28 protein-coding genes are annotated in these 23,775 nt (G+C 69.8%); 11 read left to right on the top strand and 17 right to left on the bottom strand.

Features of this window, described 5'->3' with window-relative positions; translation table 11 throughout:
- Window positions 1-5: 5 nt before the first annotated feature.
- From B1H19_RS13595 to B1H19_RS13585, 3 genes are all read right to left on the bottom strand, one after another.
- Entirely contained in the window at window positions 6-464 is a 459-nt protein-coding gene (locus B1H19_RS13595; protein ID WP_237289280.1) for a hypothetical protein, read from the bottom strand.
- Between the two features lie 118 nt (window positions 465-582).
- Window positions 583-813 (bottom strand): DUF397 domain-containing protein, encoded by a 231-nt coding sequence (locus B1H19_RS13590; protein ID WP_083105008.1) that lies wholly within the window; start codon window positions 811-813, stop codon window positions 583-585.
- Window positions 814-1,182: 369 nt separating this feature from the next.
- Window positions 1,183-1,548: a hypothetical protein gene (locus tag B1H19_RS13585; protein WP_083105007.1), complete on the bottom strand. Its 366-nt coding sequence runs from the start codon at window positions 1,546-1,548 to the stop codon at window positions 1,183-1,185.
- A gap of 200 nt (window positions 1,549-1,748) precedes the next feature.
- Between B1H19_RS13585 and B1H19_RS13580 the strand changes: the two genes are divergently transcribed.
- The 6 genes from B1H19_RS13580 to B1H19_RS13560 all read left to right on the top strand — a co-directional run bounded on the left by B1H19_RS13580 (window position 1,749) and on the right by B1H19_RS13560 (window position 4,220).
- Complete coding sequence (locus B1H19_RS13580; RefSeq protein WP_083105006.1) at window positions 1,749-2,159, top strand: hypothetical protein; 411 nt, start codon at window positions 1,749-1,751, stop codon at window positions 2,157-2,159.
- Window positions 2,131-2,655, top strand: coding sequence for a DUF6879 family protein (locus tag B1H19_RS13575; protein ID WP_083105005.1), 525 nt, complete (start codon window positions 2,131-2,133; stop codon window positions 2,653-2,655). Before B1H19_RS13580 ends, B1H19_RS13575 begins: the two co-directional genes overlap by 29 nt.
- 7 nt (window positions 2,656-2,662) lie before the next feature.
- Window positions 2,663-3,523, top strand: a complete 861-nt coding sequence (locus tag B1H19_RS13570) for a helix-turn-helix domain-containing protein (protein ID WP_083105004.1) — start codon at window positions 2,663-2,665, stop codon at window positions 3,521-3,523.
- A 4-nt stretch (window positions 3,524-3,527) separates the two neighbouring features.
- The gene (locus tag B1H19_RS13565; protein WP_237289279.1) at window positions 3,528-3,710 is read left to right on the top strand and encodes a DUF397 domain-containing protein; all 183 of its coding nucleotides are present in this window, start codon (window positions 3,528-3,530) and stop codon (window positions 3,708-3,710) included.
- Window positions 3,711-3,738: 28 nt separating this feature from the next.
- Entirely contained in the window at window positions 3,739-3,903 is a 165-nt protein-coding gene (locus B1H19_RS39055) for a hypothetical protein (RefSeq protein WP_162500688.1), read from the top strand.
- Window positions 3,904-4,025: 122 nt separating this feature from the next.
- Window positions 4,026-4,220, top strand: a complete 195-nt coding sequence (locus B1H19_RS13560; RefSeq protein ID WP_083105003.1) for a hypothetical protein — start codon at window positions 4,026-4,028, stop codon at window positions 4,218-4,220.
- Between the two features lie 89 nt (window positions 4,221-4,309).
- Here B1H19_RS13560 and B1H19_RS13555 read toward each other — a convergent pair whose 3' ends face one another.
- The 6 genes from B1H19_RS13555 to B1H19_RS13525 form a co-directional block, all read right to left on the bottom strand.
- Entirely contained in the window at window positions 4,310-4,597 is a 288-nt protein-coding gene (locus B1H19_RS13555; RefSeq protein WP_203237147.1) for a hypothetical protein, read from the bottom strand.
- 236 nt (window positions 4,598-4,833) lie between these two features.
- Window positions 4,834-5,076, bottom strand: coding sequence for a hypothetical protein (locus B1H19_RS13550; protein ID WP_083109604.1), 243 nt, complete (start codon window positions 5,074-5,076; stop codon window positions 4,834-4,836).
- A gap of 172 nt (window positions 5,077-5,248) precedes the next feature.
- Window positions 5,249-6,409: a DUF2330 domain-containing protein gene (locus tag B1H19_RS13545; RefSeq protein WP_237289278.1), complete on the bottom strand. Its 1,161-nt coding sequence runs from the start codon at window positions 6,407-6,409 to the stop codon at window positions 5,249-5,251.
- Between the two features lie 99 nt (window positions 6,410-6,508).
- Complete coding sequence (gene proP, locus B1H19_RS13540) at window positions 6,509-7,993, bottom strand: glycine betaine/L-proline transporter ProP (RefSeq protein ID WP_107425973.1); 1,485 nt, start codon at window positions 7,991-7,993, stop codon at window positions 6,509-6,511.
- Window positions 7,994-8,459: 466 nt separating this feature from the next.
- On the bottom strand, window positions 8,460-8,765 hold the full coding sequence (locus B1H19_RS13530; protein ID WP_237289277.1) for a hypothetical protein: 306 nt from the start codon (window positions 8,763-8,765) through the stop codon (window positions 8,460-8,462).
- Window positions 8,758-9,297, bottom strand: a complete 540-nt coding sequence (locus tag B1H19_RS13525; protein WP_083105001.1) for an RNA polymerase sigma factor — start codon at window positions 9,295-9,297, stop codon at window positions 8,758-8,760. Before B1H19_RS13525 ends, B1H19_RS13530 begins: the two co-directional genes overlap by 8 nt.
- A gap of 81 nt (window positions 9,298-9,378) precedes the next feature.
- On the opposite strand from B1H19_RS13525, the gene ctaD reads away from it, so the two are divergent.
- Window positions 9,379-11,004, top strand: coding sequence for an aa3-type cytochrome oxidase subunit I (gene ctaD / locus B1H19_RS13520; RefSeq protein WP_107425971.1), 1,626 nt, complete (start codon window positions 9,379-9,381; stop codon window positions 11,002-11,004).
- Entirely contained in the window at window positions 11,001-11,336 is a 336-nt protein-coding gene (locus B1H19_RS13515) for a hypothetical protein (protein WP_083105000.1), read from the top strand. The genes ctaD and B1H19_RS13515 overlap by 4 nt, the downstream gene beginning before the upstream one ends.
- 14 nt (window positions 11,337-11,350) lie before the next feature.
- On the opposite strand, the gene B1H19_RS13510 is transcribed toward B1H19_RS13515, so the two are convergent.
- Window positions 11,351-12,583 carry a cytochrome P450 gene (locus B1H19_RS13510; protein ID WP_083104999.1) on the bottom strand — a complete coding sequence of 411 codons (1,233 nt, stop codon included), beginning with the start codon at window positions 12,581-12,583 and terminating at the stop codon, window positions 11,351-11,353.
- 222 nt (window positions 12,584-12,805) lie between these two features.
- On the opposite strand from B1H19_RS13510, the gene B1H19_RS13505 reads away from it, so the two are divergent.
- A complete protein-coding gene (locus tag B1H19_RS13505; protein WP_083104998.1) occupies window positions 12,806-13,975 on the top strand; it encodes a steroid 3-ketoacyl-CoA thiolase in 1,170 nt (389 codons plus the stop codon).
- Between the two features lie 5 nt (window positions 13,976-13,980).
- Here B1H19_RS13505 and B1H19_RS13500 read toward each other — a convergent pair whose 3' ends face one another.
- The 6 genes from B1H19_RS13500 to B1H19_RS13475 form a co-directional block, all read right to left on the bottom strand.
- On the bottom strand, window positions 13,981-14,778 hold the full coding sequence (locus tag B1H19_RS13500; protein WP_083104997.1) for an ECF transporter S component: 798 nt from the start codon (window positions 14,776-14,778) through the stop codon (window positions 13,981-13,983).
- Complete coding sequence (locus B1H19_RS13495) at window positions 14,775-16,406, bottom strand: ABC transporter ATP-binding protein (RefSeq protein WP_083104996.1); 1,632 nt, start codon at window positions 16,404-16,406, stop codon at window positions 14,775-14,777. Before B1H19_RS13495 ends, B1H19_RS13500 begins: the two co-directional genes overlap by 4 nt.
- Window positions 16,403-17,560, bottom strand: coding sequence for an energy-coupling factor transporter transmembrane component T (locus tag B1H19_RS13490; RefSeq protein WP_083109599.1), 1,158 nt, complete (start codon window positions 17,558-17,560; stop codon window positions 16,403-16,405). The genes B1H19_RS13495 and B1H19_RS13490 overlap by 4 nt, the downstream gene beginning before the upstream one ends.
- Window positions 17,557-18,255, bottom strand: coding sequence for an SCO2322 family protein (locus tag B1H19_RS13485; protein ID WP_418361446.1), 699 nt, complete (start codon window positions 18,253-18,255; stop codon window positions 17,557-17,559). The genes B1H19_RS13490 and B1H19_RS13485 overlap by 4 nt, the downstream gene beginning before the upstream one ends.
- Window positions 18,252-19,541, bottom strand: a complete 1,290-nt coding sequence (locus B1H19_RS13480) for a prenyltransferase/squalene oxidase repeat-containing protein (RefSeq protein ID WP_083104995.1) — start codon at window positions 19,539-19,541, stop codon at window positions 18,252-18,254. Before B1H19_RS13480 ends, B1H19_RS13485 begins: the two co-directional genes overlap by 4 nt.
- Before the next feature lie 197 nt (window positions 19,542-19,738).
- Window positions 19,739-20,833, bottom strand: coding sequence for an MBL fold metallo-hydrolase (locus B1H19_RS13475; protein WP_083104994.1), 1,095 nt, complete (start codon window positions 20,831-20,833; stop codon window positions 19,739-19,741).
- Window positions 20,834-21,078: 245 nt separating this feature from the next.
- On the opposite strand from B1H19_RS13475, the gene B1H19_RS13470 reads away from it, so the two are divergent.
- The gene (locus tag B1H19_RS13470) at window positions 21,079-22,533 is read left to right on the top strand and encodes an aldehyde dehydrogenase (protein WP_083104993.1); all 1,455 of its coding nucleotides are present in this window, start codon (window positions 21,079-21,081) and stop codon (window positions 22,531-22,533) included.
- A complete protein-coding gene (locus tag B1H19_RS13465; protein ID WP_083104992.1) occupies window positions 22,533-22,820 on the top strand; it encodes a ferredoxin in 288 nt (95 codons plus the stop codon). The genes B1H19_RS13470 and B1H19_RS13465 overlap by 1 nt, the downstream gene beginning before the upstream one ends.
- Window positions 22,821-22,922: 102 nt before the next feature.
- On the opposite strand, the gene B1H19_RS13460 is transcribed toward B1H19_RS13465, so the two are convergent.
- Window positions 22,923-23,549 (bottom strand): TetR family transcriptional regulator, encoded by a 627-nt coding sequence (locus B1H19_RS13460; protein ID WP_083104991.1) that lies wholly within the window; start codon window positions 23,547-23,549, stop codon window positions 22,923-22,925.
- Window positions 23,550-23,775 lie beyond the last annotated feature (226 nt).

Here is a 23,775-nt window from a genome sequence, read left to right as displayed (position 1 = left end):
ACTCCTCACGCTGGGGGCAGCGGGCAGGCGATCTCCGGGTGGAAGCGGTTGGGGCAGCACACCACGGAGTACGAGATCAAGTTCTCGGAAGCCAGGTAGTAGCACCAGGTCACATCGACACCGCGCGGCAGTACGTCTTCCGCGTACTCGATCTTCCAGTCGAGACCGCAGTACGCCTCAAGACCGTCCTGCCGAACGAAGGGAGGGGCCTCCTGGTACTGCTTGGTCAACCAGGAGAGTGCAACCCGTGCGTCAGTCCAGGTGCGGTCAGCGGAGACCAGGTGCTTCTTCATGAGCCAGTGGCCGGTCATGGTGGGCGGGACGTTGCCGGACTGGAACTCGGAGGCAGCCTCCCGGTACCGGTCGAGTACGGCCTGCTGCTTCTTGTCCTCGGGGTCCGTGATCGAGGGAGGGCCATTGTGATGCGGAGGCCGGCGGCCTCCCTCCTGGCCGTACACCTTCATCGGACCTGTCCACGGTCCGTACCCATGCCAGTGACCTGACCAGCTCATCTTTGCCTTTCAGTGGGGGTGGCCGGGCCGCCACGAAGGACGACCCGGCGAAGAGGGCTGTGCTGAGTCCCTACAGGGAGATGCCGCGCTGCTCGGCGTAGCCGCGCACGAAGTCGTCCATCTCGACGGTGGTGAAGCGCAGTTCCTTGCCCGCGCCCTCCGGCTTCGAGTCGCGCAGAGCGAAGCCGGTGGTGCCCAGAGCGCTGATCTCGACGCAGGACTCGTGCTCGCTCTGGAGGTTGCCGCCGCAGTAGTTCTTGAACGAGTCGTCGTTCACGGGCAGCGTGTAGAGGTTGCTCATGGGATAGTCCTCCCTGTGCATCTGCTTGGCGGAGAGTGATGTTCTCCGCTCGGTTGCTGTGCACTTGCTGACCCACCCCGGCCGACCTGTCCTTCTCGGGGGATTGGCTGAGCCGGGGCGGGGCTTGTTCCGCCTTCGAGGGGTAGACACCGTGCGTGGGGAGCAGTCGGTCAGGGCACCTCGGAGACGGAAGTTCATTTCGCCAGGGCTATGTAGTACAGGCCGGCACTGACAGTGGCCCCGATGATGAGTCCCTGGAAGATCCACTGTCGCCAGCCGATCGGTCGCCGCTTCCCTTGATGCCGACCACGAGTGCGACGATCAGCGCTAAGAGCGCGATCACGTAAGCGACCTGTTGGGCCTTCGGGCTCACCGAACATCAGTCCCGGCCTTCCCCGCATAGATCCAGAGCAGGCGCCGAGTCAGATTCGCGACGTCTCGTAGGTAGAAGAACGCGGCAAAGGTCGTTGACTCGCTGGTCGGGCGATTCGCCAGTTCGAGCAACCGGTACGCCTGGCGGTACATGCCCCGCACCGCGTCATCGTCGTCGGCGCCCAAGTCTTCGGCGAGCAACATCTCCAGGTGGCTGATCGTTATCAGCGTCTTGGCGTCGATGTCGTTCCGCTTGGAGGCACCGAGATGCATCCGGAGGACGCAGTCCGTACTGTCCCCGATCAGCTCCACGTCGATCAGCTCAAGACTGTCCTGCGCCTGTCTCTCGGTCACGGTGGACACCACGCTTCTCCCCTCGCGGTTCCGCACGACTGTGCGGCGTCTCGGTCGTCCGGGATCGCTGATGAACGTAGGGCCGGGGAACTCCAACCTCCAAGGAGATTGCGCGAGTTTGCGCGAACTGGCTTGACCTGTGTCGAACGCCGCCCCGAACATCGTGGTGTCGCGCAATCTGGAGCAAGGAAGCGGACGGGAGAGTGCCCATGAAGCTACGGTTCCTTGGCAAGAACAGCACGCCGGGAGACAGCCCCACCCTGTACGTGAGCGACCAGAACACCTACGTGATCCAAGGCTGGAAGGTCATGGCCAATGATCTGCTGATGCAGGTCGGGGAGGTACCAGAAGGCCAGACGCTGATCGAGGTCCCGACCGAGCTGTTCGAGCACCTGACCAAGGACGACCTGACGTCCGGCGAGATCGTGAGGTTCGAGAAGCCGATCGAAATTCTCACCGAGCAGGGGACGGTCATCCTCATGGGCCCGGAGATGCACGACCCCGAGGCCCTGAGCCAGATGCGAATGCCCGACTATGAGACCTGCATCGAGGTCCCCCGGTCCTCGATCACGGCCCTGCTGGAGGTAGACCGTGGACCTGATCACTCCCGCGCAGCGTGACGAGTTGTTCAACAGCTTCGAGCGAGATGCTTTCCACCTAGAGCTGAGGGACGACTACGGCTCGCCCACTGAGGACGACGCCTACGCCCGCTGGAAGCGGAACGAGCCCGACGACTACAAGTGGCTCGATCCGTGGTTCGGGATGATCCGGCGCGTCACGGAAGAAGCGAAGACTGTCCGGCGAGTGCGGGTAATCACGGAGCCCCACTCCCAGTACGTCACGTGGGAGCACTCCCTGACGGACATGAACATCGAGGCCGGCGAGGACATCCGCTGGCTTCCCCGTCACCAGCTTCCTGAGGGAATCACCTTCCCGCTGCAAGGCAGTGACTGGTGGTTGTACGACGATCGCCTTCTGGCGGTCGGGCACTTCGACGAGGACGGCCGCGTGCTCGGCTCGGAGGTCATTGAGGCCCCGGCCTTGGTCGCTGAGTGCGTGCGTGTGCGCGACCTGGTCTGGTCCCTGTCCACCCCACACCGTGAGTACAAGCCCTGACCCACCAGTGAGCAACCAAGCAGAAGCAGCACGAACGGCGTTGGGTGCCCGGCTTCGTGGATACCGCAAGGATGCGGGCTTCACGAGCGGCCGGGCATTCGCGCACGCAACAGGCTGGCAAGAGTCCAAGGTCTCTCGGATCGAGAACGGCAAGCAGAACGTAAGCGAAGACGACATACGGGTCTGGTGCAGGACCACCAACCAGGATGAGGTCACCGCAGAACTCATCGCTACGGTCCGCCAGATCGAGGAGTTGTGGGCGGAGTGGCGGAGAGTCCTCGCCGAGGGTGCGGAGAAGCGCCAGCAGTCAGGGCTTCAGACGTACAAGAAGACCAGGCACTTTCGGATCTGGCACCCCACGGTGGTGTGGGGCACCTTCCAGACGCCGGAGTACGCAGAGGTCACCTTCCACCAGGTTGTTGGGCTGTACGACATCCCGGATGACGCCGAAGCGGCGACCGCTAAGCGGCTCGAACGGCAGACCTATCTCTACCGAGGGGAGCGCAAGTTCGACGTGGTCCTTGGGGAGCAGGCGTTGTACTCCAACTTCGGCGGAGCGGAGGTGATGAAGGGCCAGCTCGATCGCCTGCTGACCTTGATGCGCCTGGCCCGCGTGAACCTCGGGATCATCCCTCGCTCGGCCCCCTTGCAGGTGTGGCCGGGCAACTCGTTCTCCATGTTCGACAACAGGCTTGTACTCGTGGAGACGTACTCCGCGGAGCTGACCGTGACCCAGCCAGCAGAGATCGAGACGTATACCAAGACGTTCGCCTTGCTCAAGCAGTCGGCCGTGTACGGCGGAGAAGTCCGCGATCTGATCTGGGCTGCTTTCCAGCACTTTGACCGAATGCCAACTCAAGGAGAGTGAAGACGTGATTGAACCGAACTGGCACACCAGCAGCTACACAAAGAGCGAAAACTGTGTTGAGGTGGCTGATAGCGATCCAAAGGCAATCAAGGTGCGTGACAGTAAGCGTCAGGCGGGCGCCATCATCGACGTCTCTCCTGGCGCCTGGGGCGCGTTCGTGGAGCACGTCGCGAAATCCGGCGAGTGAAAGGCCTGAGGCGTGCCCAACGCAGAAGGTGGACGAGGTCCAGGCGCAGCACACCGGTAATGATCTGCTGAGGAAGCTGGGCGCGGCGCACTACGCCGAGGGCTGGCGCGGAGTCCCGTTCCGGCACGCGCGGGACCTGGTGGTCGTCGGTGAGAGCGACGGCGGAGCACAACGGCGGACCCGTGCACCCTGAGGCATCGCGTGACCCCCGATAGTGGGCAACACGCCGGCCGTCCTGAAAGTGCCCCAGCGAGAGAAGGTTCCACCCTGCCCCGTCCCGTGCGCCAGGTGCGGCACTCGCCCTAAGGAGTCCTGATGGACGACGTAGAGCACAAGGGATGCCCCGGATGCGATGCAGCGGCCCATGAAAAGGCCGTGAAGGATCAGGAGAATCAGCAGCGAGAAGAGCAGTCCCTAACGGCTGGCCTGACCATGGCGGCGGTCTTCGCATGCCTGGTCGTACTTGGCCTGTGGGCCGGCGTGATGACGCTCCTGCCGCACGTCATCTGATTCCAAATCGATCTTCCCCGAGATTCTGCGCCGTCATTCTCATAGCCCCATCTAGATTTGGCGGAGGGGCTGGCAGGCAAGGGTATGAATTAGCACCCAGAAACCATGCTGGGAGAGACTTCACCCTTGTCGCTCATGATTGAGGTGCTCGCATCGATATAGCCTGAACCGCCATCGTAGGAGATCTTGTACATTCCGCCGGTATAGCACTCGACTGTTACCGGCGCCAATGTGGTGAGTTCAGCGGTCGGTTGTTGACCTACCGTGTTTTCGCTCGGCCAGACAGTGACTTTGTCGTAGTTTCCGATCTTGCCGTCGAGGCCGCCACAGCCCGCCAGCACTGCTACGCCCAACGCCACACCCGCCACCGACGTCACAGTACGTTTCCTGAGCCTCAATTCCATTACCCCCGTCATGAGAAGCCGTCAGCTTCATTGCAGCAGAGTGCAATTCTCGGCTCTCCGAGCGCCAGACGACAAGAGTCAGATGGCGTGCGTATTCGGGCATCGAAGTTCCGGATGTCGCGGTTCAGTGACCCTTGTGGGGTGTCTGCGAGCGCCCCAGAGGATGCGACTCGGATCAGCTTGAACCTGGGATTCGCCGACGCACAGAGCTACTGAGGACCCTCCACATCCCTCCGTCTGGACACCGCAGCCCACGCGATCACCGACAACGTCAGCTCCCGCTCCTTGTCGATGACGAACCAGCCCTTATATAGGAGGGACTGGAGAAGAGGGCGGACCTCGTCGCCCAGCTCCCCCGCCAAGTCGTCGTCTGTGGGGGAGCGGTTGGCGCAGAGGAGGGAGGCCATGTGGAAGACCAGCGCCTCCTCCTCCGCGGTGAGATTGAAATCCATGATGCGACGGTATGCCGCGCCCCAGCGGACTGGCGGCATGTGTGCTGGGGAGGCTATGTGCGTACCTTGACAGACTCTTTGATCTTGACGATGCTCATGCCCACCATCGTGCCGTACCCGGCCGATCGGGCGGCGACCAGGTCGGCGGTGGCGCGGCGCCCCACCCGGGCGGTCACCTCGCCGACAAGCGGTCACCTCGCCGACTCGCCGACGACTCGTGCGCCGCCGCCCCGCGCCGCCGGGCCCGTCGCCGGATCGTCAGGGCGAGTGCCAGGGCCGTCGCATGGAGCAGGACGAGCGCGACGCCGACCACCACGAGCCAGGCCGGGATGCCGCCCAGCTTCAGGAGTACGTCGATGTAATGGACGCGCCGATAGGGCGTGTCGGTCGGCGCGCGGCGTAGTTCGTGGTCGCCGGTGATGCGTTCCGGGTAGGGGAAGTGCTGGTCGAGGGCGGTCAGGTAGGTCGGGGCGGGGCCGGTGAGGGTGCGGACGGCCCCGGTGGGCGTGATGCGGCCGGCGAAGAAGGTCTGCGGTTTCGTGCCGCCGATGGCGCTGCGGGGCTCCATGCGGTGCGGGGCGAACACGTACAGGCCCAGCGACTGCGGGGTTTTGGCGAGCCGGGACAGGCGCATCGGATACACCAGCCGGTTGCTGGCGAAGGACAGGTGCAGTGGGTCGAGGGTGCCGGTCAGATAGCCGGGATAGCCGCGCTTGTCGTCGGGGGCCAGTCGCACCGCGACGTACTCCCAGTGCTGCGCGACGTACGGGCGCAGCGCACCGGCCAGTGCGGACGGCAGTGTGAAGCCGTGGGAGCGTAGCCAGCCGCGCAGCGCCTCGGGGTCGGTGGCGGTCAGCCGGGCCACGTCGAACGGGCCCAGGCGCTGGCGACCGACGACGCCGACCCCGGGGCGGGCGCCGCCGGGCATCGGGGCCTCGGCGCTGTCCCCCTCGCCCCAGGAGAACGGCCAGTCGCCGCTGTGCGGCCAGAAGTAGGAGCGCTTCCGGTCGGCCGGGGCCGTGAGCGTGGCGAGTTCGTCGAACAGCGCGGAGTCGCCGAGCTTCACCGTGGCGCGGTGCGGCACCGGCATGATCCAGGCGGCGTCCCGGGCGGTGCCGGCCACCGCCAGGCTCATCACGATCTGCTCGGTCTTCCCGTCCCAGCGCACCGCCGAGGTCTCCCGGTTCACCGACAGCGTGGTCTTCGGATCGACCACCATCGCCCCGCAGCCGCAGGCGTACGCGGGTCTGGCCAGCCACACCAGCTGTACGGCCAGCAGCATCAGCACCACCAGCAGGGCCTGCCGCCGCCGGAAGCCTCGTACCGCGCCCATCTCGTCCCCCGATAGCCGTGACGTCGCCGATCGCGGTGATCGACGACGTCACAGACGGGCGAGGGGCGGCTGCGGTTCCCCGGTGGTCGGCCGGAGCCGTCAGGCCGCGGAACGGACCTCGGTGCGGCGGGCGGCGCGTACGAGTTCGCGGGCCTCGGCCTCGGTCTCGACGGCCGGCGGCGAGCCGGGCAGCGGCCGGCGGGCGCTCTCGGACATCCGCCAGACGGCGATCCCGCCGATCACGGCCGCCGCCATCATGTAGTAGGCGGGCATCATCTTGTTGCCGGTCGCCCCGATCAGCGCGGTGACCACCAGGGGCGTCGTACCGCCGAAGAGCGAGACGGAGATGTTGAAGCCGATCGACAGCGAGCCGTAGCGCACCTTGGTGGGGAAGAGCGCGGGCAGCGTGGACGGCATCGCCGCCGTGAAGCACACCAGCAGCAGCCCCAGCGCGGCCATGCCGAGCGCGATGGCGGCCAGCGAGCCCTGCCGGATCAGCAGCAGCGCCGGAACGGACAGCACCAGGAAGCCGGCGCAGCCCGCGGCGATCACCGGGCGGCGGCCGAAGCGGTCGGACAGCTTGCCCGCGAACGGCTGCACGACCATCATCACGACCATCACGCCGAGCACGACCAGCAGCCCGTGCGTCTCGTCGTACTTCAGCTCCGAGGTCAGATAGCTCGGCATGTACGACAGCAGCATGTAGTCGGTGACGTTGAAGACCAGGACCAGTCCGACGCACAGCAGCATCGACCGCCACTGGCCGAAGACCATCTCGCGGACGCCGATGCGCTTCTCGGCCTCCCGGCGCTCCTTCTCCCTGGTCCGCGCCTCCTTCTCCAGCTGCGCGAAGGCCGGGGTCTCCTCCAGGCGCATCCGCAGGTAGAGCCCGATGATGCCCATCGGGCCCGCGATCAGGAACGGAATGCGCCAGCCCCAGGCGTTGAGGTCATGGGTGGACAGCAGCGCGGTCATCAGGGTCACCAGGCCGGCGCCGCCGACGTATCCGGCCAGCGTGCCGAATTCCAGCCAGCTGCCGAGGAAGCCGCGCTTCTTGTCGGGCGCGTACTCGGCGATGAAGGTGGAGGCGCCGCCGTACTCGCCACCGGTGGAGAAGCCCTGCACCAGGCGCGCGACCAGCAGGAGGATGGGCGCGCCGACGCCGATGGTGGCGTAGGAGGGGATCAGGCCGATGGCGAAGGTGCCCGCGGCCATCATGATCATGGTGATGGCCAGGACCTTCTGCCGGCCGATCCGGTCGCCGAGCGGCCCGAAGACCATGCCGCCGATGGGGCGCACCAGGAAGGCCGCCGCGAAGGCGCCGAAGGTCGACAGCAGCTGCGCGGTCGGGTTCCCGGACGGGAAGAAGACATGACCGAGGGTGACCGCGATATAGCTGTAGACGCCGAAGTCGAACCACTCCATCGCATTACCGAGGGCGGCCGCGGACACCGCGCGTCTGACCATGGCGGGATCGACGACGGTGACTTCGTCCGACGCCCGCTTCTCCAGGTCGGGTGCGGCGTCGGTACGGCTGCGGCCGTGGGGAAGGGCCCCGGATGCGACGGGGGGATGCGTCGGCACGTGTTCGCTCGCCTGCGCTCTCTTGGACGACTGCATGACAACGCCCGCCGTGGGGTGACGGGCGGAAGCCCGCCATGGTGTGACGGGCAAAGGTCGACCATAGGGGCAGAACGGGTCATCACGGACAGTGTGCGGACGACCGCGCGATCAGTCGCCTACCCCCTCCTCGCTGGGCAAACGTGTTTCCGCAGGTAATTTCGCAGGACCTTCGTCTGTGATCCATCTCGCGGTGATTCACTGCAACCGTCACGCTCTGTGAGGCGCGGATTCCACGTTCTGTGACGTGGGGCCACGCAAAGGCGTGCCGCCACGAAAAACGGCGCGGCGGCCCTCGGCCACCGCGCCCATGGATCGTCGCGTCCCTCCAGCATCGACCCTCCGCGCGGGCCCCGCCACTTGGGACCGGGCCCGCCACGTTGCGTACCAACTGCTGGCGCACCGCCGCGGAGTGGGCAGGCAGGCGCCGTCACCGGGCGGCCGGGATGCCGCGGGCGTGCGACGACGGCGCGTCGGGCGCCTCGGCGGCCTTGGCGCTGCCCGCCCCGGAGAAGGTGACGGCGAGCACGGCGCCGAGCGCGAGAACCGCCGCCTCGGCCCGCAGGACCAGCCGCCGCCGCGCCCGCTGCGTACGACGGCGGTACAGCAGGCGATTGAGGTCGCGTGCGGCACGGGCGGGCAGCGGACGGTCCCGCCAGGGGCCCTCGCCGGGCCGTACGGGGTCGGCCGCGCGCAGCAGCTCCAGTTCGTCGCCCAGGCCCTGGGGGTCACGCATTGCCGTCGCCTCCTGCTCGTACGGACACGGTCATCCGCATCCGGTCGATCTCCGCGCGCAACCGCCGCCGCGCCCGGTGCAGCCGCATGGCCGCCGCGCTCCGCCCGCAGTCCAGCGTCACCGCCAGCTCCTCCAGGGTCAGTTCCTCCCAGGCCGTCAGCCGCAGCACCTCCTGGTCGGCGGACGAGAGCCGGGCCAGCGCCTCGTGCACCCAGGAGCCGGGCCGCTCGGCATCGGGGCTGTCGACGGTCTGGCGCCGCTGCACCGCCTCGTGGTGGCCCAGGCGGCGCAGCAGCCTGCGGTAACGGCCCAGCCCGCGCACCGTGTTCGCCAGACAGTTGCGGGCCACCCCGTACAGCCACGGCAGCGGGGCGTCGGGGAGTTCGGCGCGGCGTCTCCAGGCTATGGAGAAGACCTCCGCCACCACTTCCTCGACTTCGTGTGCCGGCGCGTCCAGCCGCCGCGCCACAAAGCGGCTGACCGCCCAGTAGTGCGCGCGGTAGGCATCCGCGAAGGCGTCGTCCGTGCTCATGCACCGTTGGTGTCCGGCATGGGCCCGATCTTCACACCCCGCACCGGTGAAGTTTTCCGCGGGGCCGGACACGTACGGGGCATGAAGCTCCCCGTGAAATGGCTGACGACCACCGACCACAAAACCATCGGCACCCTGTACCTGGTGACCGCCTTCGCCTTCTTCTGCGTCGGCGGTCTGCTGGCGCTGCTGATGCGCGCGGAACTGGCGCGGCCCGGACACCAGTTGCTGTCCAACGAGCAGTTCAACCAGGCGTTCACCATGCATGGCACGATCATGCTGCTGATGTTCGCGACGCCGCTGTTCGCCGGATTCGCGAACTGGATCATGCCGTTGCAGATCGGCGCGCCGGACGTCGCCTTTCCCCGCCTGAACATGCTCGCCTACTGGCTCTATCTCCTCGGCTCCCTGATCGCCGTGGGAGGCTTTCTCACCCCGCAAGGGGCCGCGGATTTCGGCTGGTTCGCCTATGCGCCGCTGGCCGATGCGGTGCATTCCCCCGGTGCCGGCGCCGATATGTGGATCATGGGTCTGGCCCTCTCCGGCTTCGGCACCATCCTCGGTTCGGTCAACTTCATCACCACCATCGTCTGTATGCGCGCGCCGGGCATGACGATGTTCCGGATGCCGATCTTCACCTGGAACGTGCTGCTGACCGGTGTGCTGGTGCTGCTGGCCTTCCCGGTCCTGGCCGCCGCGCTGTTCGCCCTGGAGGCGGACCGTAAATTCGGTGCCCATGTCTTCGATGCGGCGAACGGCGGCGCGCTGCTCTGGCAGCATCTCTTCTGGTTCTTCGGGCACCCGGAGGTCTACATCATCGCGCTGCCGTTCTTCGGCATCATTTCCGAGGTCATTCCGGTGTTCTCCCGGAAGCCGATGTTCGGTTACATCGGTCTGATCGCGGCGACGATTTCGATCGCCGGTCTCTCGGTCACGGTCTGGGCCCACCACATGTATGTGACCGGCGGTGTACTGCTGCCGTTCTTCTCCTTCATGACGTTCCTGATCGCGGTCCCGACCGGGGTGAAGTTCTTCAACTGGATCGGCACCATGTGGCGGGGCTCGCTCTCCTTCGAAACCCCGATGCTGTGGACCGTCGGCTTCCTGATCACCTTCGTCTTCGGTGGTCTGACCGGCGTCATCCTGGCCTCGCCGCCGATGGACTTCCACGTCTCCGACTCGTACTTCGTCGTGGCGCACTTCCACTACGTCGTCTTCGGCACGGTCGTCTTCGCGATGTTCGCCGGATTCCACTTCTGGTGGCCGAAGTTCACCGGAAAGATGCTGGACGAGCGCCTCGGCAAGATCACGTTCTGGACGCTGTTCATCGGCTTCCACGGCACGTTCCTCGTCCAGCACTGGCTCGGTGCGAACGGCATGCTGCGCCGCATCCCCGACTATCTGGCGGCCGACGGATTCACCACGCTCAACACCGTCTCCAGTGTTTTCTCCTTCCTCCTGGGACTATCGATCCTGCCGTTCCTCTACAACGTCTGGAAGACCGCCAAGTACGGCAAGAAGGTCGAGGTCGACGACCCCTGGGGTTATGGGCGTTCGCTGGAATGGGCGACCTCCTGTCCGCCGCCGCGGCACAATTTCCGTACCCTGCCGCGTATTCGCTCCGAATCCCCGGCGTTCGACCTGCATCATGCGGACCTGCATCATGCGGAGAGCGTGCGCGAGATGGAGAGCGGGGTCCGCGGATGAACGACATCGAGGCGGCGATCAACGAGATCGAGGGGTATCTGCTCTGGGAAGCGGAGAAGGATCGCGCCCGCACCCGCGCGGGCGCCTTCTGCGCCGGACTGCCCTGGCTCACCGGCACCCAGCGCGAGGAAGTGGAGTTCCGCTACCGCCAGGACCAGCGCGAGGTCACCCGCGCCTATCTGCGCTGCATCGCCGCCCGGAGCGTTTCCCTGCGCGCCGAGTACGAGGGCGCCTACCGGGCCCTGCGGCGGCGCCTGCTCACGGCGTGCCTCGGCGCGACGGTGGCGGCAACGGTGCTGGTGACGACGGCCGTCGGCCTCGTCGCGAGGTGAGCTACCGGGCCCCGTCAGCCGTAGTGCACCCGAAGCTCCTTGACGCCGTTCAGCCACGCCGAGCGCAGCCGCCGGGGATCGCCCGCCAGGGAGATGTCCGGCATGGCGTCCGCGAGGGCCTGGAAGATCAGGTTGATCTCCAGAATCGCGAGGGATTTGCCGAGGCAGAAATGAGGACCGCCGCCGCCGAATCCCAGATGCGGATTGGGGTCGCGGGTGATGTCGAAGACCTCCGGCCGGTCGAAGACCTCCGGATCGTTGTTGGCGGAGGAATAGAAGATCCCGACCCGCTGCCCCTGCTTGATCTTGGCTCCGCCGAGTTCGGTGTCCTGGGTGGCGGTGCGTTGGAAGGCCACGACCGGCGTCGCCCAGCGCACGATTTCCTCGGCCGCGGTCTCGGGACGTTCCCGTTTGTAGAGCTCCCACTGATCGGGGTGGGTGAGGAAGGCATGCATACCGTGCGTAATGGCGTTCCGCGTCGTCTCGTTGCCCGCGACCGCCAACAGCAGGACGAAGAAGCCGAATTCGTCGGAGCCGAGATTTCCCTCGTCCTCCGCCGCCACCAGCCGGCTGACGATGTCCTTGGCCGGGCACTCCTTGCGCGCCGCGGCCAGATTCATCGCGTACGAGATCAGCTCCATGGCCGCGTTGGTGCCGACCTCTTCGGTGATGGCCAGTTCGGGATCGTCGTACGCGATCATCTTGTTCGACCAGTCGAAAATGCGGGCCCGGTCGTCCTGGGGGATGCCGATGAGTTCGGCGATGGCCTGGAGGGGGAGTTCGCAGGCGATATCCGTGACGAAGTCCCCGGACCCCTTGGCGCGCGCCGCCGCCACGATCCGCGCCGCCCGCCCGCGCAGCGCGTCCTCCAGGGCGCGGATGGCGCGCGGGGTGAAACCGCGCTGCACGATCTGCCGGACCCGGGTGTGTTCCGGCGGGTCCATGTTCAGCATGATCAGTTTCTGGACGTCGATCTGGTCGCGGGTCATGGCCGCGTTGAAGCGGATGATGGAGGTGTTGAGGTTGGCCGAGAAGAGTTCGGGTTTGGTGGACACCTCCTTGACGTCCTCGTGCCGGGTGACGACCCAGTAGCCGTCGTCGCCGAAGCCCGCGATGCCGTGCGGCTGGGCGTTCCACCACACGGGCGCGGTCCCCCGCAGCTGTGCGAACTCCGGGAGCGGGACGCGGTGCTGGTAGACGTCGGGGTCGGTGAAGTCGAACCCTTCGGGCAGGGCGGGGCATGACATGGGCGACTCCTGACGGGCCATCAGTTCCAGTCGCGGCGAAGGTAATGACGAGTTCGGCAAGTAGCAAGGGGGGCGGCACGGCGTGTTGCGGACAGTGCGGTGCACGCCCCTTGCGCCCCGGGGTGGCCCTCACGAGACTGGTCCCAGAAGTAGAACGCGTACTAGTTCTTCTTCCGTGGGTGCCGGGACGCCCCGCGGACGCGAGGAGAGGACCAGTCAGTCATGGCCGCGGAACCCGTCATCGTCGAAGCCGTACGCACCCCCATCGGCAAGCGCCACGGCGCGCTCGCCAACCTCCACCCCGCCTACCTCCTGGGCGAGACCTACCGCGAACTCCTCGCCCGTACGGCCATCCAGCCCGACTGCGTCGAGCAGATCGTCGGCGGCACCGTCACCCACGCCGGCGAACAGTCCATGAACCCCGCCCGCAACGCCTGGCTCACCATGGGCCTCCCCTACGAGACCGCGGCCACCACCGTGGACTGCCAGTGCGGGTCCTCCCAGCAGGCCAACCACATGGTCGCCAACATGATCGCCGCCGGTGTGATCGACATCGGCATCGGCTGCGGCGTCGAGGCGATGTCCCGGGTGCCGCTGGGCAGCGGCTCCAAGCACGGCCCCGGCAAACCCTGGCCCGACGAGTGGAACGTCGACCTGCCCAACCAGTTCGAGGCGGCCGAACGCATCGCCCGCCACCGGGGCCTGACCCGCGAGAACGTCGACGCGCTCGGCCTGGTCTCCCAGGAGCGGGCGGCCGCCGCCTGGTCGGAGGAACGCTTCAAGCGCGAGACCTTCGCCGTCCAGGTCCCCACCACCGAGGAGGAACAGGCCGCGGGCCAGGGCATGTGGCGGCTGGTCGACCGGGACGAGGGACTGCGCGACACCAGCATGGAGGCGCTCGGCGGCCTCAAACCGGTCATGCCGACCGCCGTCCACACCGCGGGCAACTCCTCGCAGATCTCCGACGGCGCGAGCGCGGTGATGTGGGCCTCCAAGCGGATGGCCCGCGCCCTCAAACTCCGGCCCCGGGCCCGTATCGTGGCCCAGGCCCTGGTGGGCGCCGATCCGCACTTCCACCTCGACGGGCCCGTCGACGCGACCCGCGCCGTCCTCGGCAAGGCCGGAATGTCGCTCAAGGACATCGACCTCGTCGAGATCAACGAAGCCTTCGCCTCCGTCGTGCTCTCCTGGGCCCAGGTCTTCGAACAGGACCTGGAGAAGGTCAATGTGAACGGCGGCGCGATCGCCCTCGGCCACCCCGTCGGCGCCACCGGCGCGCGCCTGATCACCACTGCCCTGCACGAACTGGAGCGCAGCGACAAGGAATTCGCCCTGATCACCATGTGCGCGGGCGGCGCGCTGGCGACCGGGACGATCATCCAGCGCCTGTAGTGCGGTCACGGCCCGAAGGACACCGGGGCCTCGAAGGCGGCGCGGCGGGTGGCGCGGCGCAGGGCCTTGAGGAGGGGGCCGCCGAGGGCGAAGGTCAGCACCACGGTGACCAGGGCGCGGGGCAGGTCCCAGCCGAGGGAGGTGGCCAGGCAGTAGGTGAGGAAGCGCCCGAGGTTGTCGTGGAGCGGGGCGCCGGGGACGAAGGAGACGCCCGAGGCCATCCCGGCGATATAGGGCCAGCCCTGGAGGTTCATGATCAGGCCGTAGAGGACGGCGGCGAGGGCGCCGTAGGCGGACAGCAGGGCGAGTTCGCGGCGGCCGCGCAGAGCGCCGGGGCCCGGCAGCAGCCCGGCGCCCATCGACACCCAGCCCATGCTCAGCATCTGGAACGGCATCCACGGGCCGACCCCACCCGTCAGCAGTGCCGACGCGAACATCGCCACCGAGCCGAGGACGAAGCCGAAACCCGGCCCGAGCACCCGGCCCGACAGCACCATCAGGAAGAACATCGGCTCGATACCGGCCGTCCCCGCGCCCAGCGGGCGCATCGCCGCCCCGGCCGCGGCCAGGACGCCGAGCATGGCGATGGCCTTCGCATCCAGCCCGGCGTCCGCGATGGTCGCCACGACGACGGCCAGCAGCATCGGCAGCAGCGCGGCGAACAGCCACGGGGCGTCCTGGGAATGGGCGAGCCCGGAGGCGGAACCGGCGAGCAGCGGCCAGCCGAACGCCATCACGCCGAGGGCCGAGACAAGGACCAGGGCGGCGAGGGAACGGGGGCCGAGGCGGACCGCACGGGTCATGGCGTGGCCTCCAGAGCCCGGGCGACCTGCGGAACGGTCAGCCAGGGGAGCGGCGCGAGCACCTTGGAGACCTGCGGCGCGAAGGACGGGGAGGAGAGCACGACCTCACCGGTGGGACCGTCCGCGACGACTTCGCCCTCGGCCAGGATGACGACGCGGTCGGCGAGTTCGGCGGCCAGCTCCACGTCATGGGTGGCCAGGACGAGGGCATGCCCCTCGGCGGCCAGCGCGCGCAGCACCTCCACCAGACGGGCCTTCGCGGCGTAGTCCAGGCCGCGGGTCGGCTCGTCGAGAAGCAGCAGCGGGGGTCGGGCGGTGAGGACGACGGCCAGGGCCAGGGCGAGGCGCTGGCCCTCGGACAGATCGCGCGGGTGCGTACCGTCCGCCACATCGGGCAGCAGCCGGCTGACCAGAGCGCGGCAGGTGCCGGCGGGGGCGTCCGCGTCCTGGTCGGCGGCGGCGCATTCGGCGGCGACGGTATCGGCGTAGAGGAGGTCGCGCGGCTCCTGGGGGACGAGACCGACGTGCCGCAGAAGGGTGCGCGGCTTGGTGCGGTGCGGGGTGCGGCCGCCGACGCGGACCGTGCCGGACGTCGGCTCGTGCATCCCGGCGAGGGTGGTGAGCAGGGTGGACTTGCCCGCACCGTTACGGCCCATCAGGGCGAGCGTCTCGCCCGGTGCCACGGTGAGATCCACCCGGCGCAGCGCCGCCACCCGGCCGCGCCGGACGCCGAGCCCGGACACCACCGCGGGGGCGGCCGCGGCGACCGCCTCGGCTGTCGTCCCCGCCCCGCCGTGCGCCTCGGCCGCCGCCCCCGCCAGCCGCTCCCGCAGAGCCCCCGCCCTGCGGCGGGCGTCGCGTACGGACAGCGGAAGGGGGGACCAGCCGGCGAGGCGGCCCAGGGCCACGACCGGTGGGTGGACGGGGGAGACGGCCATGATGTCGGCGGGGTCGCCCATCAGGGGGGCCGCGCCGGGGGCGGGGAGCAGGATGACCTGGTCCGCGTACTGGACGACGCGTTCCAGGCGGTGTTCGGCCAGCAGAACGGTCGTCCCGAGGTCATGGACCAGCCGCTGGAGCACGGCGAGGACCTCCTCGGCCGCGGCCGGATCGAGGGCCGACGTCGGCTCGTCCAGGACCAGCACCTTGGGGTGCGTGGTGAGCACCGAGCCGATCGCCACCCGCTGCATCTGGCCGCCGGAGAGCGTGGCGAGGGGCCGCTCGCGCAGGTCGGCCAGCCCCAGCAGATCCAGGGTCTCCTCGACGCGGCGGCGCATCACGTCCGGGGCCAGGCCGAGCGACTCCATCCCGTAGGCCAGCTCGTCCTCGACGGTGTCGGTGACGAAGTGGGACAGCGGGTCCTGGCCCACCGTGCCGACCACATCGGCCAGTTCGCGCGGCGGATGGGTGCGGGTGTCCCGGCCGTCGACGGTGACCCGGCCGCGCAGGGTGCCGCCGGTGAAATGCGGGACGAGCCCGCTCACGGCCTGGAGCACGGTGGACTTGCCGACGCCGGAGGGGCCGACCAGCAGGCACAGTTCGCCCTCGGGAACGGTCAGGTCGATGCCCTGGACGGCGGGCGCGGCGGCGTCCCCGTAGGTGACCGAGACCTGCTCGAACCGGATCACTGGCTGGGCTCCTTCGTGAGCGGGGCGGTGGACCGCGGCGCCCCGGCCCCGTGCCCGCGGGGCGCGCGTTCGGGTGCGGGCGGCGCCGGAGCGATGAACACCGGCAGCAGACCGGCCAGGAGGGAGAGGGCCGGCCAGATGGGGAGGACGGGGGCGGTGAGCGGGAAGGCGGGGGGATGGAGGGCGTCGGGCGCGTAGGCGTTCGCCCCGATCATCAAGGCGGCCACGGCGATACCCGACCCGGCGACCAGACAGGCGCGCGGGCCCCAGCGTTCGGGCCGGTAGCGGGTGCGTACGCAGCGGCGGCCGCCGAGCCACAGCCCGCCGAGCGCCGCCGCCAGCCCGGCGAGCAGCACCCACAGCCCGTAGCCCGCGCCCGTATCGGACAGCAGACCGTACGTCCCCGCACACACCCCGAGCAGCCCGCCGAGGGTGAGGACGGAGGTCAGGCGCCGTACGGCGGGCGGGACCTGGGCGGTGCGGCCGTAACCCCGGGCATCCATCGCGGCGGCCAGCGCGACCGACCGCTCCAACGCCCCCTCCAGCACCGGCAGTCCCACCTGAAGCAGTGCCCGGAAGCCCCGGTCGGGCCGCCCGCGCAGCCGCCGAGCCGCCCGCAGCCGCTGCACATCGGCCACCAGATTCGGCGCGAAGGTCATCGCGACGACGACCGCCACCCCCGCCTCGTACAGCGCACCGGGCAGGGACTTCAGCAGCCGGGACGGATTGGCGAGCGCATTGGCGGCGCCCACACAGATCAGCAGCGTGGCCAGTTTCAGCCCGTCGTAGAGGGCGAAGACCATGCCCTCCGCGGTGACCCGGCCGCCGATCCGCACCCCCTTCGCCCAGTCGGGAAGCGGCACTTCGGGCAGCGTGAGCAGGGTGTGCGTCCCGGGAATCGGGGAGCCCAGGACGCAGGCGAAGACCAGCCGGATCGCGACGACGATCAGGCCGAGCCGGACGAACGCCCCGTACGAACGGGCCCAGGGCGCATCGCTGCGGCGGGCCGCCACGACATATCCGGCCACCCCGATCAGCAACCCGAGCAGCAGCGGATTGGTGGTACGCGAGGCCGCGGTCGCCAGACCCAGCGCCCACAGCCACCACGCACCGGCGTGCAGCGCGGTGCCGCGGGTCGCCCGTGGGGCGCTCATCCGCGCCGGCGGCGTGCCTGCCACACCGCGGCAGCGCCCAGGACGACCACGGCCGCGAGGCCGCCGAGCAGCCCGGCGGAGGGCCCGCCGTCCCCGTCCGCCGCCTTCGACGACGCCGCCGCGGAGGGCTTTTTCGCGCCACCCGATCCGCTCACCTGCTCCGCACACCCGGACTTCGGGTACCCGCCGATGGCACACAGCAGCGCATTGGGGTCATAGCGCAGCGGCCGGACGACCGCGGCCAGCGCCTCGCCCGCCGACGCGTCCTCGGGCACCCGGGCACACTCCCCGCGGGCCGCGGGCGGCCGCTCGCCGCCGGGCGCGTCCGCCGCGGTGCCGAAGTCGATGACGACACCGATCCGTTTGCTGCCGTGCCGGGCGGGCGTGTCATGGCACAGCGCCTCGAAGTCGGCGGCGGCACGCGGTTTTCCGGCCGCCGCCGAGTCGGCGCTGACGGTGAAGCGGAAGCCCTGGACGCTGCCGTCGGCCGGGCGCACCGTGGCCGGGCCCTCGGAGGCGTACGCCCAGGAGCCGCCCTTGCCGTCCCAGAACGACCAGTAGCGGTACTCCTGCGCCTGCGCGGGCGCGGCGGCCAGCCCCAAGGCCGCGCCCGCCAGCAGCAGCACCCCGGCCGCCCTGCGGCGCCGCGGGGCGCCGCCCTGCCGTCCCGCGGCCGGTATGACGGCCGGCTTCACAGCTCGTTCTTCTTCTTGCGCCCGCTGATCAGGAACCCGATCCCGGCGCCGAAGGCCAGCCCCACCCCGATGACCCACCAGGGGATCCCGCCGTTGTCGTTGTCCTGCGCGTCCTTCTCCGGGGCGGCCGACGGCGCCGCGCTGCCGGCCGGCTTCGGCCCGGTGGCGTTCAGCGCGGCCACCAGATCGTGGCCGCCGAACGCGCGCGGATCGGCGCCGGTGGCGTGCGCGGCCAGCACCAACTGGGCGTACGCGGCCGGGCCGCTCTGCCGGGCCCAGTCCGCGGAATGCTTCTCCAGCCACTTCAGCGGCCGCTGCGCGGCGGCGCCGTGCGAACCGGCCGCCAGGGCGACCACCGCATCGACCGTGTTGCCCACATCGGGCTGCTGCGCCGCGCCCGGCATCGCGGACGGCAGATGTTGCCCGTTCGCGTCGAGCTGTGCGACGAGGTAGGCGTCCGCGCCCAGCGCCGCCTGCCGCGGATCGTGCGTCCCGCCCGAGGCGCCGGCCTTGCAGCTCGGCGCCTTGACCGGCTCGTCGACGTCCTTGCCCGCGGGCGCCACGACAAAGCCCTCGCCCAGGGCGCCCAGCGCGGCCGCCGCGGTGGCGTCGGCGTTCGCGGCGAGCTTGCCGTCCTTGGGCTGGAAGGCGAACGCCCCGCGCTCGTCCTCCTTGGCGTCGCAGCCCAGCTGGAAGGCGAGCAGCGCGTCGTACGGGCTGTGACCGCCCTTGGTGACGGACGCGGGCTTCTTCCCGGCCGCGGCCAGCGCCCCGATGACCACCGAGGTGGAGTTGGCGTCGCTGGGCGAGCCGGGCATCGCGCTCCACCCGCCGTCCTTGTTCTGTACGGACTTCAGCCAGCCGACGGCCTTCTTCACGGCCGCGTCGTGCCCGCCGAGCGCGGCCAGCGCCTGCACCGCGGCGCCCGTCTGGTTGGTGTCCCGCATCGTCTTGGCGTCGCAGCCCTTGTGCGGATCGGCGCGGAAGGCGGTGAACGCACCGTCGGCGCACTGCTGCCCGGCCAGCCACGTCACCCCGGACGCGGCGGGCCGCACGCCCACCGTGTGCTGCGCCAGCAGGGCCAGCGACTGCCGCCAGACACCGTCGTACTGGGGGTCCTTGGTCCCGTACAGCCCGTCCGGCAGCTTCGGCGACGCGGACGGGGCCGCGGAGTCGGCGTACGCGGCGGGGGCGGCCGCACCCAGCAGGGCGGCGGTGGCCAGCGCCGGGGCGGCGCGGCGTGCCAGGACGGCGAGCAGGGGCGCCTTGGGAGCCATGGTGGCCATCGGGTCGGTGTGCCTCTCGGGGGTGGCGGGAGCCTTGGTCCGTGCCCCATCGGGTGCTCCGGCTCGGCCGGCCGAAGCCGAGAGCACGGGGGAGGGTCGGCGCCGGTTTTCCACCGGCTTCCCCCGATCGGGCACGAATGAAGCTGTCCCGCACACCTTAACGGGCGGCCGGATCGGCGCCGCCGCCGTCCCCGGCCTCAGACCGCCACGTACCGCGTCGGGTCCGACCCCGCCACCGGCTCGGCCCGCCCCAGTTTCACCAGGCGACGGACATGCGCCTCGGCCTCCGAGACGGCGATGGTCCGGGAGGCGTAGGGGATCTGTGCCCAGGGGCGGTTCCACTCCATGGACTCGGCGAGCTGCCAGGCGGTCAGCGGTTCGCGGAGCAGTGCGCGCAAGCCGGACAGCCGCTCTTCATGGTGGGCGATGAGCTCGCGGACGCGTCCCGGCGCATCGCTGAACGCATGCTGATGCGCGGGCAGCACCTCGGCCGGCGCGAGCCGCCCGATCCGCTCCAGGGAGTCGAGATAGTCCCCCAGCGGATCGGTGGCATCCCCCAAGCTCTCAACTCCGTTCGAGCAGGGGGGACCCCCATCATCCTCCGGATCCTCGTACAGCCCGATGTGCGGGGTGATCCCGGGCAGCAGATGATCACCGGAGAAGAGCCGCCCGAACCCGCCGCCCCGGCCCGCGGATCCGGCCGCCGGATGGTCCTCCTCCAGATGCAGGCACACATGCCCCGGCGTATGCCCCGGCGTCCAGATGGCGCGCACCCGCCGCCCCGGCAGATCGAGCAGCTCCCCGGGTGCGATGTCACGGTCCGGCAGCGCCGCCCGCCGGCCCGGCGCCCGGCGCCCGCGCCCGGCCGCCCGCGCCTCCAGCAGCGGCGCCAGATGCTCCTGCGGCGCACCCGCCGCCGTCAGCTTGGCGAGCAGATACTCCAGCCACTGCCCCGGTGCGGCCTGCCGGGTGCGCCGGACCACGGCCGTATCGGCGGCGTGCATCGCGAGCCAGGAGCCGGTGGCCTCCCGCACCTTGCCGGACAGCCCGTGGTGGTCCGGGTGGTGATGGGTGAGCAGGACGCCGTGCAGGTCGGCGAGGGCGAACCCGCAGGCCGTGACCCCCGCGACGAGGGTGTCCCAGGCGGTCGGATCGTCCCAGCCGGTATCGATGAGCACCGGGCCGCGGTCGGTCTCCAGGAGGTGGACGAGGGTGTGCCCGAGCGGGTTGTCCGGGATGGGGACGGCGATGCTCCACACCCCGCCGCGGTGGTCGGTCACCTGCACCGTCATCCCGTACCCCTCTCGCTGTGCCGTCCCGTCACTATAACTAGAACTGGTTTCAAGAGACCCGAAGTGCCGGGCCGGAGGCGGTGGTTGGGGGAGCGTGGGGGAGTGCGGGGAACCGTCCCGCACCGTGGACTCCTCCCACTGGAACTGGTATCAGTTCCTGTGCGGTGCGTAGTTCTGACGCATCGTCAGGAACCGCCGTCAGGAACCACCATCAGAAACCGTCGATCCGTCGGGAGGCGGCAGCGATGAGCGACGACCTCGTCGAGCACGGAAAGCTCTACATAGGCGGTGAGCTGGTCGATCCGGCCGGCCGCGACACGATCGAGGTCGTCTCGCCGCACACCGAACGGGTCATCGGCCGCGTCCCGCACGCCTCGCGGGCCGATGTCGACCGGGCGGTGGCCGCGGCCCGTACGTCCTTCGACTCCGGCATCTGGGCGCAGGCGCCGCTGGCGGACCGGATCGCGGTGGTGACCCGTATCAAGGACGCCGTCGCGGTACGCAGCGAGGAGATCGCCAGGGTCATCAGCGCGGAGAACGGGACCCCGTTCACCTCCGGCGTCATGGTGCAGTCGCTGGCCGCGATGATGGCGTGGGACGCCGCGCTGACCGTGGCCCGGGACTTCGCCTTCGAGGAGCGCAGGGACGGGGCGCTGGGACCGATCCTGGTGCGGCGCGAGCCGGTCGGGGTGGTCGCGGCCGTGGTGCCGTGGAACGTCCCGCAGTTCACCGCCGCCGCCAAGCTGGCCCCGGCGCTGCTGGCGGGCTGTTCGGCGGTGCTGAAGGTGTCGCCGGAGACCCCGCTCGACGCGTACCTCCTGGCGGAGATCGCGACCGAGGCCGGGCTGCCGGAGGGGGTCCTGTCGATCCTGCCGGCGGACCGCGAGGTGAGCGAGTACCTGGTGGGGCACCCGGGCGTCGACAAGGTGTCGTTCACCGGCTCGGTGGCGGCGGGCAAGCGGGTCATGGAGGTCGCCTCCCGCAACCTCAGCCGGGTCACCCTCGAACTCGGCGGCAAGTCCGCGGCGGTCATCCTGCCGGACGCGGATCTGGACGCGGCGGTGGCCGGTATCGTCCCGTTCGCCTGGATGATCAACGGGCAGGCGTGCGTGGCCCAGACGCGGATCCTCGCGCCGCGCAGCCACTACGACGAGATCGCCGAGCGGTTCACCGCCGCGGCGTCCGCCCTCAAGGTCGGCGACCCGCTGGATCCGGCCACCGAAGTGGGCCCCCTGGTCGCCCGCCGCCAGCAGCAGCGGTCGCTCGACTACATCGCGCTCGGCCAGCAGGAGGGCGCCAAGGTCCTGACCGGCGGCGGCCGCCCCAAGGACCGGGACACCGGCTGGTACGTCGAGCCGACCCTCTTCGGCGAGGTCGCCAACTCCATGCGGATCGCCCGCGAGGAGATCTTCGGCCCGGTCATCTGCCTGCTGCCGTACGACGACGAGGCGGAGGCGGTGCGCATCGCCGACGACTCCGACTACGGCCTGTCGGGCTCGGTGTGGACGGCCGACGTCGAGCACGGCATCGACCTCGCGCGGCGGGTGCGCACCGGCACGTACTCCGTGAACACCTTCAGCATCGACATGCTCGGCCCGTTCGGCGGCTACAAGAACTCCGGGATCGGGCGGGAGTTCGGGCCCGAGGGCTTCGGCGAGTATCTGGAGCACAAGATGATCCATCTGCCGGCGGGTGCGTGATGGGGGAGCGCTGGCGGGTGGAGGTGGACCGGAGCGTGTGCATCGGATCCGGGATGTGCGCCGCCACGGCACCCGGGGGTACTCCCCCAGCTACCGCTGGGGGTGCCTCCACCGGGTCGAAGACCGGGGGAGGCTTCCGGCTGGACGCGGCGCGGCAGTCGCACCCGGTGGCCCCGGAGACGGACGCCGACGAGAACGTACTGGCGGCGGCCGAGGGGTGCCCCGTCGAGGCGATCACGATCACGGTGGCGGGGACGGGGGAGAGGGTGTTCCCGCCGGAGGAGTGAGGCGGGGCGGGGGCGGGGGCGCGCGGGCGGGACCCTTAGGGGGGATCCCCTAAGGGTCGGGAGGGCCCCTTGCAGAGCCAACTACCCGGGTCAGGTGGGGAGTTAACGCGAACGGGACGTCACCGCGATCAGGCGGCAGACCGTTTCGATGTCGATTTTGACCTGGGCGATGGAGGCGCGGCCCGACAGCCAGGTGATCAGGGCCGAGTGCCAGGTGTGCTCGATGACCCGGACCGCGGAGAGCTGTTCGGGGGTGGGCGGGCCGTCCAGGCCCATGGCGTCCAGGATGATCGCGGTGGTCAGCCGGGAGACGGTGTCCACCTCGGGGCTGACGGAGCGGTCCGCGAAGGTCAGGGCGCGCACCATCGCGTCCGCGAGATGCGGTTCGCGCTGGAGGGCGCGGAAGGCCCGCATCAGGGTCTGGGCGACGCGGGCGCCCGGGTCCTCCTCCGACGGCGGGCGTTTGCGCAGGGTTTCGTGCAGGTGCTGTAGCTGGTCCTGCATGGTGGCGACCAGCAGATGCACCTTTGAGGGGAAATAGCGGTAGAGGGTGCCGAGTGCGACGCCGGAGAGCTCGGCGACCTCCCGCATCTGTACGGCGTCGAATCCGCCACGGGACGCCAGCTTGGCGCTGGTGTGCAGAATGCGGCGGCGCCGGGCCTCCTGACGTTCGGTCAGGGGAGGACTCGCGGGAAGCTCCGGCCTGGCCGGCTTGGATTCCGTAGTCATATGTCCCATTCCGTGGCTTTCCATCCGCGATGCGGTGAGTGCCGGTGCTGTGATCGGCACAGCATGGCAGGGGGGCGGGTCGTGGCGCGAATCACCTGGTGCGCCTCTGTCGCCCTCGTTTCCGGCCGGTAGATTCAAGGCTTCGTTAACTGGTCGGTAACCGGTCGGCGAGCCGGTGGCCGGCCGGTCGCCGGGGGGGCCGCCGCGGCCGGTCACCGGTCGAGGT

The sequence above is a fragment of the Streptomyces gilvosporeus genome, from assembly GCF_002082195.1.
GTDB classification, from domain to species: Bacteria; Actinomycetota; Actinomycetes; order Streptomycetales; family Streptomycetaceae; genus Streptomyces; species Streptomyces gilvosporeus.
The sequence above is the reverse complement of the archived record's forward strand: the minus strand, read 5'-3'. Positions and strand labels throughout refer to the sequence as shown.

What these genes read in the sequence shown, in the direction of transcription:
- B1H19_RS13475 (WP_083104994.1), bottom strand. Translation starts at nt 20,833, where the DNA reads ATGACGGTGCAGGTGACCGACCACCGCGGCGGGGTGTGGAGCATCGCC.
- B1H19_RS13465 (WP_083104992.1), top strand. Translation starts at nt 22,533, where the DNA reads ATGGGGGAGCGCTGGCGGGTGGAGGTGGACCGGAGCGTGTGCATCGGA.
- B1H19_RS13510 (WP_083104999.1), bottom strand. Translation starts at nt 12,583, where the DNA reads ATGTCATGCCCCGCCCTGCCCGAAGGGTTCGACTTCACCGACCCCGAC.
- B1H19_RS13525 (WP_083105001.1), bottom strand. Translation starts at nt 9,297, where the DNA reads ATGAGCACGGACGACGCCTTCGCGGATGCCTACCGCGCGCACTACTGG.
- B1H19_RS13460 (WP_083104991.1), bottom strand. Translation starts at nt 23,549, where the DNA reads ATGACTACGGAATCCAAGCCGGCCAGGCCGGAGCTTCCCGCGAGTCCT.
- B1H19_RS13550 (WP_083109604.1), bottom strand. Translation starts at nt 5,076, where the DNA reads ATGGATTTCAATCTCACCGCGGAGGAGGAGGCGCTGGTCTTCCACATG.
- B1H19_RS13490 (WP_083109599.1), bottom strand. Translation starts at nt 17,560, where the DNA reads ATGAGCGCCCCACGGGCGACCCGCGGCACCGCGCTGCACGCCGGTGCG.
- B1H19_RS13560 (WP_083105003.1), top strand. Translation starts at nt 4,026, where the DNA reads ATGGACGACGTAGAGCACAAGGGATGCCCCGGATGCGATGCAGCGGCC.
- ctaD (WP_107425971.1), top strand. Translation starts at nt 9,379, where the DNA reads ATGAAGCTCCCCGTGAAATGGCTGACGACCACCGACCACAAAACCATC.
- B1H19_RS13590 (WP_083105008.1), bottom strand. Translation starts at nt 813, where the DNA reads ATGAGCAACCTCTACACGCTGCCCGTGAACGACGACTCGTTCAAGAAC.
- B1H19_RS13470 (WP_083104993.1), top strand. Translation starts at nt 21,079, where the DNA reads ATGAGCGACGACCTCGTCGAGCACGGAAAGCTCTACATAGGCGGTGAG.
- B1H19_RS13480 (WP_083104995.1), bottom strand. Translation starts at nt 19,541, where the DNA reads ATGGCCACCATGGCTCCCAAGGCGCCCCTGCTCGCCGTCCTGGCACGC.
- B1H19_RS13580 (WP_083105006.1), top strand. Translation starts at nt 1,749, where the DNA reads ATGAAGCTACGGTTCCTTGGCAAGAACAGCACGCCGGGAGACAGCCCC.
- B1H19_RS13545 (WP_237289278.1), bottom strand. Translation starts at nt 6,409, where the DNA reads ATGGGCGCGGTACGAGGCTTCCGGCGGCGGCAGGCCCTGCTGGTGGTG.
- B1H19_RS13530 (WP_237289277.1), bottom strand. Translation starts at nt 8,765, where the DNA reads ATGCGTGACCCCCAGGGCCTGGGCGACGAACTGGAGCTGCTGCGCGCG.
- B1H19_RS13595 (WP_237289280.1), bottom strand. Translation starts at nt 464, where the DNA reads ATGAAGGTGTACGGCCAGGAGGGAGGCCGCCGGCCTCCGCATCACAAT.
- B1H19_RS13505 (WP_083104998.1), top strand. Translation starts at nt 12,806, where the DNA reads ATGGCCGCGGAACCCGTCATCGTCGAAGCCGTACGCACCCCCATCGGC.
- B1H19_RS13500 (WP_083104997.1), bottom strand. Translation starts at nt 14,778, where the DNA reads ATGACCCGTGCGGTCCGCCTCGGCCCCCGTTCCCTCGCCGCCCTGGTC.
- B1H19_RS13515 (WP_083105000.1), top strand. Translation starts at nt 11,001, where the DNA reads ATGAACGACATCGAGGCGGCGATCAACGAGATCGAGGGGTATCTGCTC.